This is a genomic window from Rubrobacter marinus (assembly GCF_011492965.1).
In the GTDB taxonomy this organism is placed as follows: Bacteria; Actinomycetota; Rubrobacteria; order Rubrobacterales; family Rubrobacteraceae; genus Rubrobacter_F; species Rubrobacter_F marinus.
Genome location: NZ_CP045121.1, coordinates 3,306,150 through 3,321,956 on the forward strand (window position 1 = coordinate 3,306,150; position 15,807 = coordinate 3,321,956).

Consider the following 15,807-nt stretch of genomic DNA (forward strand, 5'->3'; position numbering starts at 1 on the left):
GGATCCGAAAACACCCCGCGTGCGGCGAGCAGAGCGTAGAGCGCCGCCAAGATCGGCAGGGCGCAGGCCAGCGCGAGCAGGACCCGAGCACGACGTCGCGGATGGGAGCCGGGAACCTCGGGCGCCGCGAGGGGTAAGGTGCGGGCGGCGCATCCCTGTCCTCGCGCAGCGGCCCGGTCATCCTGCGCGTCGGGGCGACGTAACCGGCCTCGGAGGTCAGACGCGCCCGCAGTTACCACAGAAGGCGTTTGTTGGGCTTGCCTGGGCCCACAACTCGGGCAGTACCTCAGCGTCCTGTCGCCACCGCCATGCATATTCTTCTCCCCCACCTCTGATGCTTTCGACCCGAATCGAATTCTACACAGGAGTGGTACTCGGCAAGATAAAGTTCGACTCGGCACGCAACCGAGTCGGCGGCTACAACCTCGTTACGGTCAAGAAGGCACCCGTGCAAGGTCCGCGTTGCCGCCGCAGACGAGGACGCCCACGCGCTCCCCCCCCTTGCGGGCGGTAGCGCCCCGAGAGGAGGGCGGCCAGCGCGATGGCCCCGCCGGGCTCGGCCACGATCCGCAAGGTCCTCCAGAGCGCTCGCTGGGCTTCTCGTATGGCGTCGTCCTCGACGAGGACGACGCCGTCCACGTACCGCTGGGCGATGGAGAAGGCGAGGTTCCCGGCCCGCTTCGCGCCGAGGGAATCCGCGGCGAGGCCGCCGGTCTCGACGTCTACCGGCTCCCCGGCCCGGAGGGCTTCGTGCAGGGTCGGGGCGAGCTCGGGCTCGACGCCGACGACGCGGGCTTCGCCGCGGTAGTAGGCGGCCGTGCCCCCCATGAGGCCTCCCCCGCCGACCGCGACGAGCACGGTGTCGAGGTCCGGGGCCTGGCGGTGGAGCTGGCGCCCCAGGGTGCCCTGGCCCGCCACGACCTCGGGCTGGTCGTAGGCGTGGACCACGAGGGCCCCGGTCTCGGCGGCGCGCTTCGCGCTCGCCGCGTACGCGTCGGCGTAGAAGGCGCCGCCGACTGTAACCTCGGCGCCGTAGCGACGGATCAGATCTACCTTGAACGGCGAGGAGACCTCGGGCACGAAGACCTCGGCCCGGTGCCCGAGGGCGCGGGCGGCGTATGCGACGGCCGCGCCGTGGTTGCCCCCGGAGGCGGCGACGACGCCCGCGGGCGGCACGGAGGACGAGAGGATGCGGTTGAAGGCGCCGCGCGCCTTGAAGGACCCGCTGTGCTGCAGGAGCTCGAGCTTGAGGGTCAGCCGCGCGTCGAGGCCGAAGGCGCCCTCCTCCAGGACGGCGACCGGGGTCTCCCTCACGCGGCCCCCGATGCGGGCCGCGGCGTCCTCCACGTCCGCCCCCGTGACCGCGGCCTCCCTACCGTCCCGGGGTCCCGTCCTCGCCACCCTAGCCCTCCGGTCCCTCGCGGCGGCGGAGGAGCAGGCGCCGGCCGGCGAGGATGGCCGCCGCGGAGAGGAGGGCGACGGCGGCCGTCGCGATCCAGGCCGTGCCGAAGGAGGTCGCCTCGACGGTGTAGCCGAACAGGAGCGGGCCGAGGGCCGCCCCGCCGGAGGCGCCGGTCTGGGTGATGCCGGTCGCGGCGGCCGGGGCCTTGGGGCTGCTCTTGACGATGGCGAAGTTGAAGAGCCCGGGCCAGCCCCACCCCGCCCCGAAGGCGAGCACCACCCCGACGACCAGGAGGCCCGGCGCCCCGCTCGCGAGCATCGCGAACCCGGCCGTCCCGAGGACGAGCATGCCGGCGACGAGGCGGAGGCGCCCGCCCGTCATGCCGTCCGCGAGGTGCCCGGCGACGACGCGCACGACGATGCCCACCCCGCTCCCGAGCGCGAGGAGGAGGCCCGCGGTGCCGACCTCGACCCCGGTGCTGACCGCCGACTCGACGACAAAGGCCCCCAGAGGCGTGGCCGCCGTGGAGCCGAGCCCTATCCCGACGGCCAGCAGGATCAGGGGCGCGAGCGGCGCGTCCCCCGCGCGGGCCTCCTTGAGGCGGCCCGGCGGCTCGCCGTCGTTCTCCCGGGGGACGAGAAGGGCCACGACCAGCGCGAGGAGGGCACCGCCCGCGAAGGCCCAGCGCCAGCCGAGCGTCACGGCGATCACCGGCACGGCGAGGCCGGCCAGCAGGGTGGCGACCGGGATGGCGGCCTGCTTCACGCCGAAGGCGAGCCCGTGGCGCCCGACGGGGACCTCGCGAGCGATCAGGAGGTTCGTGGAGGGCTGGGCGATGGCGTTCCCCGCTCCGCCGAGGACGAGGCAGGCCACGAGCCCCCACCACGAGCCGGCGAGGAGGGCGACCGCGAGCAACGCGAGCGCGCCGACCAGGGAAGAGGTGCGCATCGCGGCGTGCGATCCTATCCTCTCGGCCACGCGCCCGGCGAGGGCCGAGGAGAGGGACGAGACCACGAAGAAAACCGCCACCGCGAGCCCCAGAGCGCCCGCGCCGAAGCCGAACTCGCCCCGGATCTGGACCGCCAGCCCGCCCGTCAGGAAGGACGGCAAGACCCCGACGGTCGCGACCGAGACGGCGATGAGCATGGGGCGCAGGTTGCGTTTCTCGGACGGCTCGAACGGCGCGGAGGCGGTACTCACCCGTCGATATTAGCATGGTCGGTCTCGCGCACCGGAGCTCCGCCGCGCGTGCCCCCCCTACTCGAAGAGCGGGGCGAACTCGCTCGGAAACTGGAGCCGGAGGTCTTCTGCCTCGTCGGGAGCCACGGCCTCCAGGACGACGCTCATCACGGCGCGGGCCCGGGGCAGGGCCTCGGTCGGGTCCGCGTCGTCGTCCGGGTCCGTGCCCTCTTCCTCCCCCACGCGGAAGAGGAAGTCGTTGAGGGAGATAATCTGGGGCCGGTCCGGCGGCTCCCGCCGCAGGGTAGTCGCCAGGCCCTCGGGGAGCCGGGAGGCGAGGTCGAGGCCCTCGTAGCCGACCAGGTACTCCCCCAGCGCCGTCAGGGTGGCCCCGGTCGTCGCTTCGGCCTCGCGGACCGAGGCGAGGCCCGCCCGCCGCTGCACCTCTCCGAGAAATTCTTGCTCGTCCACCGGGCCTCCTCCCGACGCCTCCGTACCCCTCTTGCGGGCGGTATGCCCCGCCCCGAGCGCGACGAAACGGGCGCGCCGCCCTTCCCGGATCGGGGCCCTCTGCTAGACTCGTTGCTCGTGGACCCCGTAGCGGAATACGCGGAACTCATCCTCCGGGCCGGCCTGGCCGGGACGAGCACCTCCCACGGCGGCGACAACAACGTCCGAAAGATCAAGCTGCTCCTCGAAGGGGACGAGAGCACCACCTTCGGGATGGAGGCGCTCCTGGGGGAGGTGGGCTTCGACGAGGCCTACCGGGCGGTGGAACGCACGCTCGGCTACGGGCCGGACCACGAGGAGACGCCGGGCCGCGGCTGCATCGACCCGGCCCGAACGGCGGCGGGGCTCCTGGAGGCGGGCGGGCGCATCCGGGAGGTCGCGGCCGAGGGCGGGCGGGTCGTGATCGGCACCGGCCACCCCGGTGCCCTGCTCCTGTACTACCTCGGGGTCGCGCGGTGGGTCGAGGATCTGGGCGGGAGGCTCGTGCGGACGGAGCCGCGCATCCGGGGCGCCGAGGTGCCCCTGGACTGGGCGGGGGCGGTGGCGATCCTGGGCAACGGGGCGAGCATGAAGCACACCCACGATCCCGCGCCCATGAGGAGCGTCCTGGGAGAGGCCGGGACGGTGGACCTCGTGGTGGCGGACCACGGCTTCGCGGGCGCCGCGGTCGCGGCGGGCATCCCCGCGGTGGCGATCATGGACACGAACGACCCCGCGTGGGCCGTCGTCTCGGCGCGCGGGCGGACGTGACGGTGATCCCCATGGACGACAACCGCCCCCTCAACTCCTACGCCGCCGCGCTGGAGACGCTCCGCTCCGGAGGCTGAACCTCGGCGACGGGGGTTCGGCTAGCCGACGGGGCGACGGGCTCGGCGGTCTCGTCCATGCGGAGGTGCCAGGGGGTCAGGATCTCGCACCCCGTCTTCGTCACGGCGATCGTGTGCTCGTACTGGGCGGAGAGCTTCCCGTCGCCGGTCACGACCGTCCAGCCGTCGCGCAGAAGCTCGATCTCCGGCGTCCCCTCGTTGACCATCGGCTCGAGGGTGAAGGTCATCCCCTCCCTGAGCCGCATCCCGTGGCCGCGCTTGCCGAAGTGGTTGACGTGGGGGTCCTCGTGCAGGTTGCGCCCGACGCCGTGCCCGCCCAGCTCCCTCACCACCCCGTACCCGGCCCCTTCGGCGACCTCCTGGATCGCGGCGCCCGCGTCCCCGAGCCGCTTGCCCGGCCCGACCTCGGCGATCCCCGCCTCCAGGGACTCCCTGGTGACGTCGAGCAGCCTCCTCGCCCGCGGGGGGACGCCGCCGACGGCGTAGGTGTAGCAGGCGTCCCCGACCCAGCCCCCCAGAGTGGCGCCGATGTCGATGCCCACGATGTCCCCCTCGCGCAGCTTGCGGGGGCCGGGGATGCCGTGGACCACCTGCTCGTTCACCGAGGCGCAGACGGTCCCCGGGAAGGGCGGCACCGAGGGCGAGGGACGGTAGCCCTTGTACGGGGCCCCGGCGCCCTCGGAGCGCAGAAGCTCCGCGACGAGGCGGTCGAGCTCGTCGAGGCGGGTCCCGGCGCGGACGTGGGGATCGAGCAGGGCGAACGCCCGGGCGACGAGGTCGCCCGCCCGCCTCATGGCCTCGATCTCGGATGGGCTGCGCAGCACTATCATGCGAATCTCGGTAGACCGTAGCACACCACGCCCGGCCAACGCGAAAGCATCTGCCGGAAGCGCCCGTTTTTCGGGGGTCGACGCGGGGTAGGCAGCGTCTTTCACGGTGGCGACGGGAGGAATGCTTTGGCCGACGGGCGAAGAGAGCTGGAGGTCGTGTACAACGTCGATAGGATCCTGGACGCCCACACCCACCTGACCGGTGGGGAGAGCGCGGGTCAGATCCTTGCTTGTCTGGACGCCGTTGGGGTGGAGAAAGCCTTCGTCTTCGCCCCGATGCTGAACGTGCAAGCCCACGAGATCACCTCGGACAGCATGCAAGACATCCGTACCCACAACGACTACTGCGCCGACATATGCAGCAACGCCCCCGAGCGCCTGCTCGGCTTCTGCACCCTCAACCCCATGCCCGCCCTCGCCGGCGGCGATCTCGACCGCGCGGTGGACCTCAACATCGAGGAGGCAGAGCGCTGCTACGAGGAGCTGGGGTTGAGGGGCGCCGGAGAGCTCGTCGCGACGGGATGGTACGCGGACGATCCGGCCCTCGAGCGCCTGTGGAAGAAGCTCGCCGAGCTCGGGATGTACACGGTCTTTCACACCGGCGTCTTCTACGACGGCCGCCAGAGCACCTACTGTCGTCCGGCCTCCTTCGAGGGGGTGCGCGCCGCCCCCGGCTTCAAGGGGCACCTGGCCCACGTCGGGTACCCGTGGTACGACGAGTGCATAGCGATGATGAAGGTCACGACCGGCGTCTTCGGCCAGGACCCCTCCGCCTGGGACTTGAAGGTCGACGTCTCGTTCGGGCCGGCCGCCGACTACCAGCTCGAGGTCTGGCAGCGGTCCATCGACACCCTGCCGCCCGCCATGATCCTCTACGGGACCGACACCTTCTGGCCGATAGAGCCCGAGGAGTACCGCGAGCAGTACCTCCAGCCCCAGCTCGGGCTCTTCGAGACGGCGACGACGCTGGGGCACATCGTCGGGGAGGGGAGCCCGGCACGGGAGGAGTACCGCAACATGATCTTCTTTCGGAATGCCTACGAGCACTGGCAGAACGCCATAAAGGAGCCCCAGAGGCCACGGCCCTCCCCAGGCCCATCTCGACCCCGAACGCCCATCGGGGCCACGCACATTGACTTGTAAGTTTGGCCACAGAGCGAGCAGGGTAAACGATGCCGCACGATTACATCGTCCTTACGCCAGGTCCGGCGTCCGGCAGACGCGCTGTTCAGCGTAGCTTCCCGCTCCCACGCGCGGCGGGAAGGGTACCGAAGGGAGAAAAAGATGACCGAGGCGAGGCAGATAACGGAGCCGAACGGCAAGCTGGGCGTCTTGATGCCGGGGATGGGGCCGTCGCCACCACCCTCGTCGCGGGGGTCGAGATCATGAAGAAGGGCCTCGCCGAGCCGGTCGGCTCGCTCTCCCAGATGGGCACCATACGCCTCGGGAAGCGGACGGAGGACAGGGTCCCGCACATAAAGGACTTCGTCCCGCTCTCCCCGATGGACGGGCTCGTCTTCGGCGGCTGGGACGCCTTCCCCGACGACGCCTACGATGCCGCCGCCCACGCCGGCGTCCTGGAGAAGGAGCACCTCAACGCCGTCCACGACGAGCTCCGGGCGGTCAAGCCGTTCCCGGCTGTCTTCGACCCCGCCTACGTGGCCCGCTTGAACGCCACCCACAAAAAGGAGTACGGCTCCTTGCGCGAGGCCGCCGAGCAGGTCCGGGAGGACATCCGCTCGTTCAAGTCCCAGCACGGCCTGGAGCGGGCGGTGATGGTCAACTGCGCCTCGACCGAGGCCTACGCCCAGCCCCAGAAGGCCCACTTCGACCTCGACGAGTTCGAGAAGGCCCTGGACCGCTCGGACGCCTCGATCTCCCCGGCGATGGTCTACGCCTACGCCGCCCTGAAGGAGGGCGTCCCCTACGCCAACGGCGCCCCTTCCCTGGCGGCGGACATCCCCGCCCTCGTGGACCTCGCCGACGACGCGGGCGTTCCGGTGGCGGGCAAGGACTTCAAGACCGGCCAGACCCTCATGAAGACGATGGTCGCGCCGGGGCTCAAGGCCCGGATGCTCGGGATGGCGGGCTGGTACTCGACCAACATCCTCGGCAACCGCGACGGCGAGGTCCTCGACGACGCCCAGAGCCTCAAGAGCAAGGAGGTCTCCAAGCTCTCGGTGCTGGAGGCGATCCTCGACCCCGAGAAGAACCCCGAGCTCTACGGCGACATCTCGCACGTCGTCAAGATCAACTACTACCCCCCGCGCGGCGACGCGAAGGAGGGCTGGGACAACATCGACATCTTCGGGTGGCTCAACTACCCGATGCAGATCAAGATTAATTTCCTCGCCCGGGACTCGATCCTGGCCGCCCCCATCGTCCTCGACCTCGCCCTCTTCATGGACCTCGCCCAAAGAGCGGGGCAGGGCGGCATCCAGGAGTGGCTCTCCTTCTTCTTCAAGAGCCCGATGACCCTCCCCGAGCTCTACCCCGAGCACGACCTCTTCGTCCAGCAGATGAAGCTCAAGAACACCCTCAGGGCGTTTATGGGCGAGGACCTCATCACCCACCTCGGCCTCGACTACTACGAGTAGGAAGAGATAAAGGCGCAATGGACTCGTGGGAACCACAGGCCAGGAGCGTAAACACGCGGTAGCGTCCGCTGGGCGAGGCGGCGGGCCGCTCAGGCCGCTCGTGGTCGTCGACTCGCTGGAGGTGGGCGGCGCCGAGCGGCACGTCGTCGACCTGGTGCTGGCCCTCCACCGCGAGGGCCACGCCGTCACGGTGGCGTGCTCCGTCTCGGGCTCGCTCGCCGAACCGCTGGAGGCGGCGCGCATCCCCGTGCGGCCCCTCGTGGGGAGGATGGTCAAGCGCCGGGTGAGCCTGGCCTACGCGCGGGAGCTCAGGATGCTCCTGCGCAGGGAGCGCTTCGACCTCGTACACGCGCACGTCTACTCCAGCGCCGCCGCCTCGGCGCTCGCGACAGCCGGAACCGCGGTGCCCCTGGTGGTCACGGAGCACACCGAGGCGCTCTGGCAGGGCAGGGGCGGCCGGCTCTTCAGCTTGTGGATGTACCGCGGGGTGGCGCGCGTGATCGCGGTCTCGAACGCGATCCGCCGCCGCCTCGTCGAGCGCGACGGCGTCCCGCCGCACAAAATCTGCGTGGTGCCGAACTCCGTCCCCCCGTCCGTGAGGCGCACGGAGACGACCTGCCGATCCCGAAGGAGCTCGCGGACGAGGGGGTCCCGTGGTCGGGATGATCGCCCGGCTCCAGCCCGAGAAGGGGGTGGCGAGCTTCCTGAAGGCGGCGGCCAGCGTGGCGGAGGAGCTCCCGGCGGCCCGTTTCGTCGTCGTGGGCGACGGGCCCATGAGGGAGGAGCTGCACGCGCTCGCCGGGCGGCTCGGGGTGCGCGACCGCGTCCTGTTCCTGGGCTTTCGCCCGGACGCCCAGGCGCTCCTGGGGCTGCTGGACGTCGTCGCGGTCCCCTCCGTGAGCGAGGGCACCCCGCTCGTCGTCCTCGAAGCGATGGCCGCCGGGGTGCCCGTCGTCGCGAGCTCCGTCGGCGGCATACCGGACCAGATCCGACCGGGAAGCGAGGGCATCCTGGTGCCGCCCGGCGACCCCCGCGCCCTCGGCGACGGCCTCCTCGAGGTGCTCCGCGACCCCGAGCTCGCCCGAAGGATGGGCGAGGCGGGACGCCTGAGGGCGAGCACCGAGTTCGGCCACGAGAAGATGGTCCGCAGGGTCGAGGCCATCTACCGCGACGCCCTCAGGGACGTGAAGGCCGCGGAGTAGGGAGGGCTCCGGCCCTACCCCACGCCCTCCGCCCAGGTCCGGTCACCTTCGTAGCCGAGCATGACGAGCTCCTCGCCGGCGTGCCGGTCGAAGACGCGGCGGGCCTCGGGGCTGAAGCGCTCCCTCCACTCCCCCACGACGCCCTTGCGCAGGAAGCTCCCCGTGTTCTCCTCGCCGGTCTTCCTCCCTGCCTGCCGCTCGAAGGAGAACTCGTCGACGATCCCCTGCGCCCTCTCTGGGCTCATGGGGTTGCCGGTGAGCTCCTTGACCATGCGGTAGAGCTCCCCGGCGGGGTCGCGCCTGAGGTCCTCGTAGCGGACGTGGACGGCGTCGTCGCGGTCGTGCCAGCGGCGGACGAAGTCCGACCAGGTGAAGCGCGGGGCGCGCGGCCGGGTGAAGGCCCACTCGATAAACGCCGGCAGGTTCCCGTAGACGTCGTCGTAGTCCTCGAAGGAGAGCTCCCTCCTCGCCGCCCTCACCTGCTCGTCGTTGTACTCGTGGGGGGAGAGGCACTGGTGGTACCAGGAGACCATCACGTCCCGCCCGTCGCGCCAGGGGACGACGGCGTTCATCATCCCGAACGGGCTGAGGTAGTGGCCGTGCATGATCGAGGGCCGCAAGACGGGCAGCCGGTTTCGGGGGAAGGGGACGTCGAGGGCGCGCCCGAGCATCTGCCCCACCCAGGTGCCGCCGGACTTGGGGAACTCGTTGACGACGTAGAGCGGGACCACGCCAGGCAGGAGGTGGACCATGCCGAGGCGGATCCACTCGTTCGGACGCCCCGCGAGAAACCCCGCCACCCCGTCTTGCGCAGATCTCAGCACCCCACGGCCCTCCACCCCCATCTCTCGTTCGTTCCCGCGCCCACCCGGCGGCGGCTCCGCCGGCGCGGCCAAGACTACTCCCGCCGTTCTTACCCTCGCGAGGCCGAAAAACCACCAGGCGCGGGGTACAGGCACGCGCCCCACCCCCCGTGTGAGCGTCGCCCGCGGTACTCGTAGTCCCCGGCGCGGAGATTAGCTCGCGGCCCAGCGGGGGAAGGAACGGCCCAGATGATCACCATCGCCCTCCAGATAGCGGTCGTCGTCCTGCTCACGGTCCTCAACGGCGTGTTCGCCATGTCGGAGACCGCCCTCGTCTCCTCGCGAAAGTCGCGCCTCAAGCAGCGCGCGGAGGGCGGGGACCGCGGGGCGTCGACCGCGCTCGGGCTCTCCGAGGAGCCCACCCGCTTCCTCTCGACCGTGCAGATAGGGATCTCGCTGATCGGGGTCCTCGCCGGCGCCTTCGGCGGGGCTACCCTCGCCGAGCCCCTCGCGGGCGCGCTGGGCACGGTGCCGCTCCTTGCCCCCTACGCCACACCCATCGCGTTCGTCGTAGTGGTCACGGCCATCACCTACCTCTCCCTGATCATCGGGGAGCTCGTGCCGAAACGCCTCGCCCTGAACGATCCCGAGTCGGTCGCCTCCCGGATGTCCCGTCCGATGCGGTTCCTGTCGGTCCTCTCCGCCCCGGCCGTGTGGCTGCTCGCCGCCTCGACGGAGGCGGTGCTGAGGTTGCTCGGGGCGCGCCGCTCGGACGAGCCGCCGGTGACGGAAGTGGAGGTCGAGGGCCTCCTGGAGGAGGGCGCCCGGGCCGGGGTCTTCGAGGAGGCCGAGCGGGACCTCGTGGGCAGGGCCCTACGGCTCGACGACCGCCCGGTGCGCGAGCTGATGACGCCGCGGCCCAAGATCATCTGGCTGGACCTCGACGATTCGCCCGAGGAGCACCGCAGGATCATCGCCGAGAGCCGCCACGCCTACTACCCGGTGGCGCGCGGGGACCTGGACGAGATCTCCGGCCTCGCGTCGGCGAAGGAGGCCGGCGCCCGGGCCCTGGGCGGGGAGCCCGCGGACCTGCTCGGGGAGCTGCGAAAGCCGCCGCTCGTCCCCGAGGGCGCGCCCGCGACCGCCGCCCTGCAGGCGTTCAAGCGCTTCGGCCTCCCCCTGGCGATCGTCGTCGACGAGCGCGGCAACGTCGAGGGGCTCGTCACCACCTCCGACGTGCTCGAGGCCCTCGTCGGTGACATGGAGGGGGAGGACGGGACCGGGGACGACCCCACGATGGTGCGGCGCGCGGACGGCTCGTGGCTCGTGGACGGCCTCTTGTCCGCGGACGAGCTGCAGGGCCGCCTCGGGCTGCGGGACCTGCCCGGCGGGGAGGGCGAGTACCGGACCGTCGGCGGCCTCGCGATGTCCCTGCTCGAACGCGTGCCGGCGACGGGGGACCGCTTCGAGTGGGAGGGCTTCTCGTTCGAGGTCGTGGACATGGACGGACGCCGCGTCGACAAGGTGCTCGTCACGGGGGATCGCGAAGCCAGGTCCTCGCCCCCCTAGCGCCGACCGGTCCGAAGGAGCGGCGCACGCGTCTTCGGGACGGTGCAGACCACCGCGTACGGCCGCAGGACATGGTACGTCCTGCGTTCCAGGGCCGTATGCCGGTAGTCTTGCCCAAGGGAGCGGGTGTGCCGGGCACGGGACGGTGGGCTCCCGCTCGTGCAAAGCACGGAGGTCGAGGAAGGGGTGGGCGAAGCCGTTGATCGGGGGAACGAAGAGCCGCTGGGTCGTGGTCGACGGCCTGCGGATGCACGCCCGCGTCCCGGCGGACCCGGCTCCAGGCGGCCCGGCCGTGGTCCTGGTCCACGGGCTGGTGGTTTCGAGCCGGTACATGACCCCGACCCTCTCGCGCCTCGCCCCGCGGCGCAGGGTCTACGCCCCCGACCTGCCCGGCTTCGGCAGGAGCGAGAAGCCTCCGCGCGCGCTCGACGTCCCCGGGCTCGCGCGGGCGCTCGACGGCTGGATGGAGGCGACGGGGCTCGGGAGCGCCGTGCTGGTCGGCAACTCGATGGGCTGCCAGGTCATAGCCGAGCTCGCCCTACGGCGCCCCGCGCGCGTGGAGCGGGCCGTGCTCCAGGGCCCCACGATGGACCCGGAGGCGAGGACCCTGCCCCGCCAGGCCGCGCGGCTCGCCCTCGATTGCCTCCGCGAGCCCCCGTCACTGATCCTCGTGGAGCTGCTCGACCTCCTCGCGGCGGGCCCGCTCAGGAGCCTGCGCACCTTCTTCCACGCCGCCGACGACAGGATCGAGAAGAAGCTGCCCGCGCTCGCGGCACCGGTGCTCGTCGTGCACGGCGAGCGGGACCCGATCGTCCCGGAGCGCTGGGCCAGGGAGGCGTGCGGCCTCCTCCCCGACGGCAGGTTCGTCGTCGTACGGGGCGCGGCCCACGCGGTGAACTACAACGCCCCCTCGGCGCTCGCCCGTCACGTCGAGGCGTTCATCGGGGCGCGCCCCTAGCGCCGCGTCGCGGGACCTCGGAGCCACGGCCCTCCGGCGCGTTCACGCGGAGAGCGTGGGCGTGAGCCTCGCCGGCGTTGCCCGGTCTCCCGCGCTCCTGCTACCGTGCGGGGTATGTTGGTGGCGCGCTCGCGGCTGGTTCGGGACCTCGGGGAGCTCGGGCTGGGTCCGGGCGGGGCGGCGATGGTCCACTGCCGCATGTCCGCGCTCGGCCGCGTGCTCGGCGGCGCCGAGACCGTCGTGCGCGCCCTGCTCGACGCCCTGGGGCCCGACGGGACGCTCATGGCCTACACCGGCTGGGAGGACGAGCCGCCCGAAGACCTCGGGGGTCTGGACGAGGAGACCAGGCGGATCTACCTTGAAGAGCACCCGGCGTACGACCCGCGCGTCGCGCTCTCCCGCCGGGACCACGGGCGCATCCCCGAGGCCCTGAGGACGTGGCCCGGGGCGCGCCACAGCGGGCACCCGGAGGCGGGCGTCGCGGCCGTGGGCCCGCTCGCCGGCACCCTCACCGCCGCCCACCCCCTCGACGACGCCTACGGCGCCGGAACCCCCTACGCCCGGCTGGTCGAGCTCGGCGGGCGGGTCGTGGTCCTCGGCGCCCCGCTCGGGACCGTGACGCTCGTGCATCACGCGGAGGCCGTGGCGGAGGTCCCGGCAAACGCCGCGTGAGCTACGGCATGCCCGTGATCCTGGGGGCCCCGGCCGGCGCGTCTGGCGGACCTTCTCGGACATCGATACCTCCGAGGGGCGCTGCCCTACGAACGCCTCGTCGGCGAGGAAGACTACATCGAGCACATCGCCCGCTCGGCGCTCGCGGCGGGCGCCGGGAGGAGCGGGCCGGCCGGCGCGGGCACGGCCCACCTCTTCGACGCGCGGGCGCTCGTCGAGCACGCGGTCGGCTGGATCGAGCGAAACTTCGCCCCCGGCGACCCGGCGGGACCCGGGTAAGCCAGACCCTCGCAACACCGGCGCGGGGACGGCCCGCTCCTCCCTACTCCCCACCTCGTCCCGGCGAGGAATGCGAGGAGGGCCTCGTTCATCCGGGCCGGTCGCTCGAACATGGGGACGTGCCCGGCCCCTTCGAGGACGAGGAGGCGGGAGTCCGGGATCTCCTCGCGCATGACGTCGCCCGCGGAGGGCGGGATCAGGGTATCCCGACGCCCCAGACCAGGAGCGTCGGGGCCCTGATCCCGCGGAGGTGCCCCCGCACGTCCTCCGCCAGAATCTCCCGCGCCGCCCCGAGCAGCGTCACGGGCCCCGTCCTCAGGGCGTCGCGCGCGAGCACGGGGAGGAAGCCGGGAGTCATGTAACGTCCCGCCCGGAGGAGGGGCAGCAGGTGCCCGTGCATGGAGCGGCCCGTCGGCACCCCCGCGGGCGCCACGAGCACGAGGCGGCGCATGATCTCGGGCCGCCGCGCCGCCAGCACGGCGGCGATGTACCCGCCCATCGAGTGGCCCACGAGGTGCGCCCGCTCCAGCCCCACGGCCTCCATCCACGAGGAGAGCCAGCCCGCGGCCTCGACGAGGACGAAGCCCCCTCGGCGCGTCTCATGGAGCCGAAGCCCGGCAGGTCCACGAGGTAGACGCGGTGGCGCGCCGCGAGCGCCGGGACCGTCCTGTCCCACCACCGCGTGGAGCCCGAGAGACCGTGCACCAGCACGACCGGCTCCCCCTCCCCGCGACCTCGTAGCGGACCCTTCGCCCCGACACCACCGCCTCCCGCCCGAAGACCTCGACCCCGGCCAGCCCCCGGCGAGCTCCCGGGGGCGCGGGACGCACGCCTCCGGGACGGACGCTCGCGGGACGCCGTGCGGCGCCCCCACGCTCCCCGCGCGGCGCTCTCCCGATGCTCTCGTTCGGTGGCAGGTTCGTGCGCTCCCCTCCTGTCTCTCGCCGTACTATTGCCCCGGAGCCCTGCCCTTACACCTCGCCGCCCGTTTGCGTGCCGTAGTGGCCGGGGGCAAAATGGTGCGGACCAGAGAGGAGACAGCACATGGCACGGCAACCAACGCTCAAGCTGGACAGGGAGAGGGGCGTAATCACAAACCTCAAGGGGGAGGTGATCTACGTCCGCAGGATGCGCGACGGCGAGCAGATCTACGTGGCCCCCTCTACGGAGACGGCGATCTGCGTCCAGAAGCAGAAGATGACGGAGAGGGTGGGCGTGGACTGGGACGGCGACCGCTGCACGGCCGCCGAGGACATGGCGGTCGAGATCTGCGTGGACTTCGCCGTCGAGAGGCCGAAGACGGCCCCAGGGCGGACGAGATAAGGAGCGCGGTGGGCGACCTCTAGGGAGCCACCGCCACAGCGGGGCCGGGGAGGACGCCCTCCCCGGCCCCGCTCGCGCCTGACGCCCCGGCGCCTCACCCCCGCTTGCGGACGCGCAGCATCTCGTCGCCGCCCTTCTGAAACTCGTACGGCACCCGCTCCACCCGGGCCTCGTACCCCCTCTCCTCCAGCCCGTCAACCACCGGCCCGAGGTGGGGCGAAGCCTCCCCCTCCCCCCCGACCGCGTGCACCGTGCTCGCCAGCAGCGGAAACACGCGCGCCTCCTCCGCCACCCGGCACATCTCGAGGATCGAGTCCAGGTGGAAACCCTCCGAGAGCTGGGCGGAGTACGTGAACAGGAAGTGCGAGCAGAGCGCCAGGCCGAACGCCCCGTCGTCGAAGGGCAGCTCGGGCAGCCCGCCCTCCACGTACCGGCCTTCGTCGAGGCCCCGGGGGAAGTCCTCCAGAAACGTCTCCATGGCCGACCTCCGGAGCTTGCCGAGGCGCTCCGGGGAGCCCATCTTTCGCCACGAGAAACGTCCCCTGTTGGCCCGCACGCCGTCCATCACGGGCTCGAAGACCACCTCGATGCGCCCGTGGATCTCCCCGGCCGAGAAGCGGTAGATGGGGTCGCAGGAGACGACCGCGTGTCCCTCGCGGGACATCTCGGCGTTGAAGCTCGAAGGCCCCCCGGCGCAGTCCAGGATGCGCGTCCTCAGGTCCCGCGGGGTCAGCGCGAACATCCCCGCGTACTCGGCCTTCGAGCGCCCCCAGGGGACCACGTCTTCGAGCTTCAAGCCCTACTCCGCGCCCCGTTCCGGCTCGCGGGGGTTTCTCTCGGCGTTGAGCCTCGCCACCCGCTCGCGCAGGGCGGAGACGATGCGGTCCTTCGGCTCCTCCCCCTCGCCCTCCCGCTCCAGGTCTCCCGGGTCGAGGGGGGCGCCGAAGGCGACGGAGATGCCGGCGGGACGCGGCAGCAGCCTGCCCGGGGGCATCGCCTCGTACGAGCCGCGGATGGAGACCGGCACCACCGGGACGCGATGCTTGTCGAGCAGCATGCCGATGCCGGGCTTGAACGGCTGGAGCTCGCCGTCGGCGGAGCGCTGGCCCTCGGGGAACCAGACCAGGCCCCTCCCCTCCTTCAGCACCATCGCGCCGAAGGCGAGGCTCGAGGCGCCGGCGCGCTCGGGTCCACGGGGAAGGCCTGCGCGAGGCGGCTGACGGCGCGGGTGAGGGGGTTGCCAAAGGCCGCCCCGTCCAGCCGGCCCAGTGCGTCCTCGAGAGGACCCTCCGGTCGAGCGCCGCCGCAACGACGAACGAGTCGAGGTAGCTCAGGTGGTTGGGCGCGAGGACGAACGGCCCCTCCTTCGGCAGGTGCTCCGCCCCCTCGACCCTGAGCCGGAAAAACGCCTTCATCAGCCCCCGGTCGAGGGCGAAGAGGGCCCGGGCGCCCGCGCTCTGGGCGGGGCTCAACGGCTCCAGGTAGCGCTTCTGCTCGTCGCTCAGGGCCTCCTCGGGCTGCTCCAGCGGCGAGACGGGCCGGGCGGTGCCGTCCCCGGCGGCCTCGGCGACCTCGCGCAGCAGGTCGCGGACCGTGTCTATGCGGGCGACGGCCTCCTCCCCGAGCTCCACGCCGGTCCTCTCCCCGATCTCCATC

The 15,807-nt window shown here is 72.2% G+C and carries 14 protein-coding genes and 5 pseudogenes; 9 read left to right on the forward strand and 10 right to left on the reverse strand.

All coding sequences use genetic code 11. The features are described from left to right. Positions 1–417 precede the first annotated feature (417 nt). The 3 genes from GBA65_RS17095 to GBA65_RS17105 are packed head-to-tail and all read right to left on the reverse strand — an operon-like array spanning position 418 to position 3,052. Positions 418–1,401, reverse strand: a complete 984-nt coding sequence (locus tag GBA65_RS17095) for a threonine/serine dehydratase (RefSeq protein ID WP_207955858.1) — start codon at positions 1,399–1,401, stop codon at positions 418–420. 1 nt (position 1,402) lies between these two features. Further along, positions 1,403–2,602, reverse strand: a complete 1,200-nt coding sequence (locus GBA65_RS17100) for an MFS transporter (RefSeq protein WP_166397589.1) — start codon at positions 2,600–2,602, stop codon at positions 1,403–1,405. 57 nt (positions 2,603–2,659) lie between these two features. Further along, positions 2,660–3,052: a DUF2267 domain-containing protein gene (locus GBA65_RS17105; protein WP_166397590.1), complete on the reverse strand. Its 393-nt coding sequence runs from the start codon at positions 3,050–3,052 to the stop codon at positions 2,660–2,662. Between the two features lie 117 nt (positions 3,053–3,169). Here GBA65_RS17105 and GBA65_RS17110 point away from each other — a divergent pair, with 117 nt between their 5' ends. Next, positions 3,170–3,841 carry a phosphatase gene (locus GBA65_RS17110; RefSeq protein ID WP_166397591.1) on the forward strand — a complete coding sequence of 224 codons (672 nt, stop codon included), beginning with the start codon at positions 3,170–3,172 and terminating at the stop codon, positions 3,839–3,841. A 37-nt stretch (positions 3,842–3,878) separates the two neighbouring features. Here the strand turns inward: GBA65_RS17110 and map are convergent, their stop codons facing one another. Then, positions 3,879–4,748, reverse strand: a complete 870-nt coding sequence (gene map, locus GBA65_RS17115; protein ID WP_207955859.1) for a type I methionyl aminopeptidase — start codon at positions 4,746–4,748, stop codon at positions 3,879–3,881. A 126-nt stretch (positions 4,749–4,874) separates the two neighbouring features. On the opposite strand from map, the gene GBA65_RS17120 reads away from it, so the two are divergent. The 4 genes and pseudogenes from GBA65_RS17120 (at position 4,875) to GBA65_RS17135 (ending at position 8,547) form a co-directional block, all read left to right on the forward strand. Next, positions 4,875–5,891 (forward strand): amidohydrolase family protein, encoded by a 1,017-nt coding sequence (locus GBA65_RS17120; protein WP_166397592.1) that lies wholly within the window; start codon positions 4,875–4,877, stop codon positions 5,889–5,891. Positions 5,892–6,032: 141 nt separating this feature from the next. Then, positions 6,033–7,345, forward strand: a pseudogene (locus tag GBA65_RS17125) (inositol-3-phosphate synthase). 154 nt (positions 7,346–7,499) lie between these two features. Beyond that, a pseudogene (locus GBA65_RS26705) lies at positions 7,500–7,877 on the forward strand (glycosyltransferase family 4 protein); the annotation flags it as partial. A gap of 130 nt (positions 7,878–8,007) precedes the next feature. Beyond that, entirely contained in the window at positions 8,008–8,547 is a 540-nt protein-coding gene (locus GBA65_RS17135) for a glycosyltransferase (protein WP_407691110.1), read from the forward strand. Between the two features lie 14 nt (positions 8,548–8,561). On the opposite strand, the gene GBA65_RS17140 is transcribed toward GBA65_RS17135, so the two are convergent. After that, positions 8,562–9,371 carry a sulfotransferase domain-containing protein gene (locus GBA65_RS17140; RefSeq protein WP_166397595.1) on the reverse strand — a complete coding sequence of 270 codons (810 nt, stop codon included), beginning with the start codon at positions 9,369–9,371 and terminating at the stop codon, positions 8,562–8,564. 228 nt (positions 9,372–9,599) lie between these two features. Between GBA65_RS17140 and GBA65_RS17145 the strand changes: the two genes are divergently transcribed. From GBA65_RS17145 to aac(3), 3 genes and pseudogenes are all read left to right on the forward strand, one after another. After that, positions 9,600–10,919, forward strand: a complete 1,320-nt coding sequence (locus GBA65_RS17145; protein WP_166397596.1) for a hemolysin family protein — start codon at positions 9,600–9,602, stop codon at positions 10,917–10,919. Between the two features lie 199 nt (positions 10,920–11,118). Continuing rightward, entirely contained in the window at positions 11,119–11,877 is a 759-nt protein-coding gene (locus tag GBA65_RS17150) for an alpha/beta fold hydrolase (protein ID WP_207955860.1), read from the forward strand. Between the two features lie 114 nt (positions 11,878–11,991). Beyond that, positions 11,992–12,828 (forward strand): annotated as a pseudogene (aac(3), locus tag GBA65_RS17155) (aminoglycoside 3-N-acetyltransferase). Between the two features lie 196 nt (positions 12,829–13,024). Here aac(3) and GBA65_RS26710 read toward each other — a convergent pair. Together GBA65_RS26710 and GBA65_RS26715 are read right to left on the reverse strand one after the other, a co-directional pair. After that, the gene (locus tag GBA65_RS26710; protein WP_166397597.1) at positions 13,025–13,372 is read right to left on the reverse strand and encodes an alpha/beta fold hydrolase; all 348 of its coding nucleotides are present in this window, start codon (positions 13,370–13,372) and stop codon (positions 13,025–13,027) included. A gap of 113 nt (positions 13,373–13,485) precedes the next feature. Then, positions 13,486–13,872 (reverse strand): annotated as a pseudogene (locus tag GBA65_RS26715) (hypothetical protein); the annotation flags it as partial. On the opposite strand from GBA65_RS26715, the gene GBA65_RS17165 reads away from it, so the two are divergent. Continuing rightward, entirely contained in the window at positions 13,873–14,151 is a 279-nt protein-coding gene (locus GBA65_RS17165) for a hypothetical protein (RefSeq protein ID WP_166397598.1), read from the forward strand. It abuts the pseudogene before it with no gap. 94 nt (positions 14,152–14,245) lie between these two features. On the opposite strand, the gene GBA65_RS17170 is transcribed toward GBA65_RS17165, so the two are convergent. From GBA65_RS17170 to GBA65_RS26720, 3 genes and pseudogenes are all read right to left on the reverse strand, one after another. Then, positions 14,246–14,947, reverse strand: coding sequence for a hypothetical protein (locus GBA65_RS17170; protein ID WP_207955863.1), 702 nt, complete (start codon positions 14,945–14,947; stop codon positions 14,246–14,248). A gap of 3 nt (positions 14,948–14,950) precedes the next feature. Then, positions 14,951–15,301: a lysophospholipid acyltransferase family protein gene (locus GBA65_RS24580; RefSeq protein ID WP_166397599.1), complete on the reverse strand. Its 351-nt coding sequence runs from the start codon at positions 15,299–15,301 to the stop codon at positions 14,951–14,953. Between the two features lie 190 nt (positions 15,302–15,491). Next, positions 15,492–15,806 (reverse strand): annotated as a pseudogene (locus GBA65_RS26720) (AMP-binding protein); the annotation flags it as partial. Position 15,807: the final 1 nt, after the last annotated feature.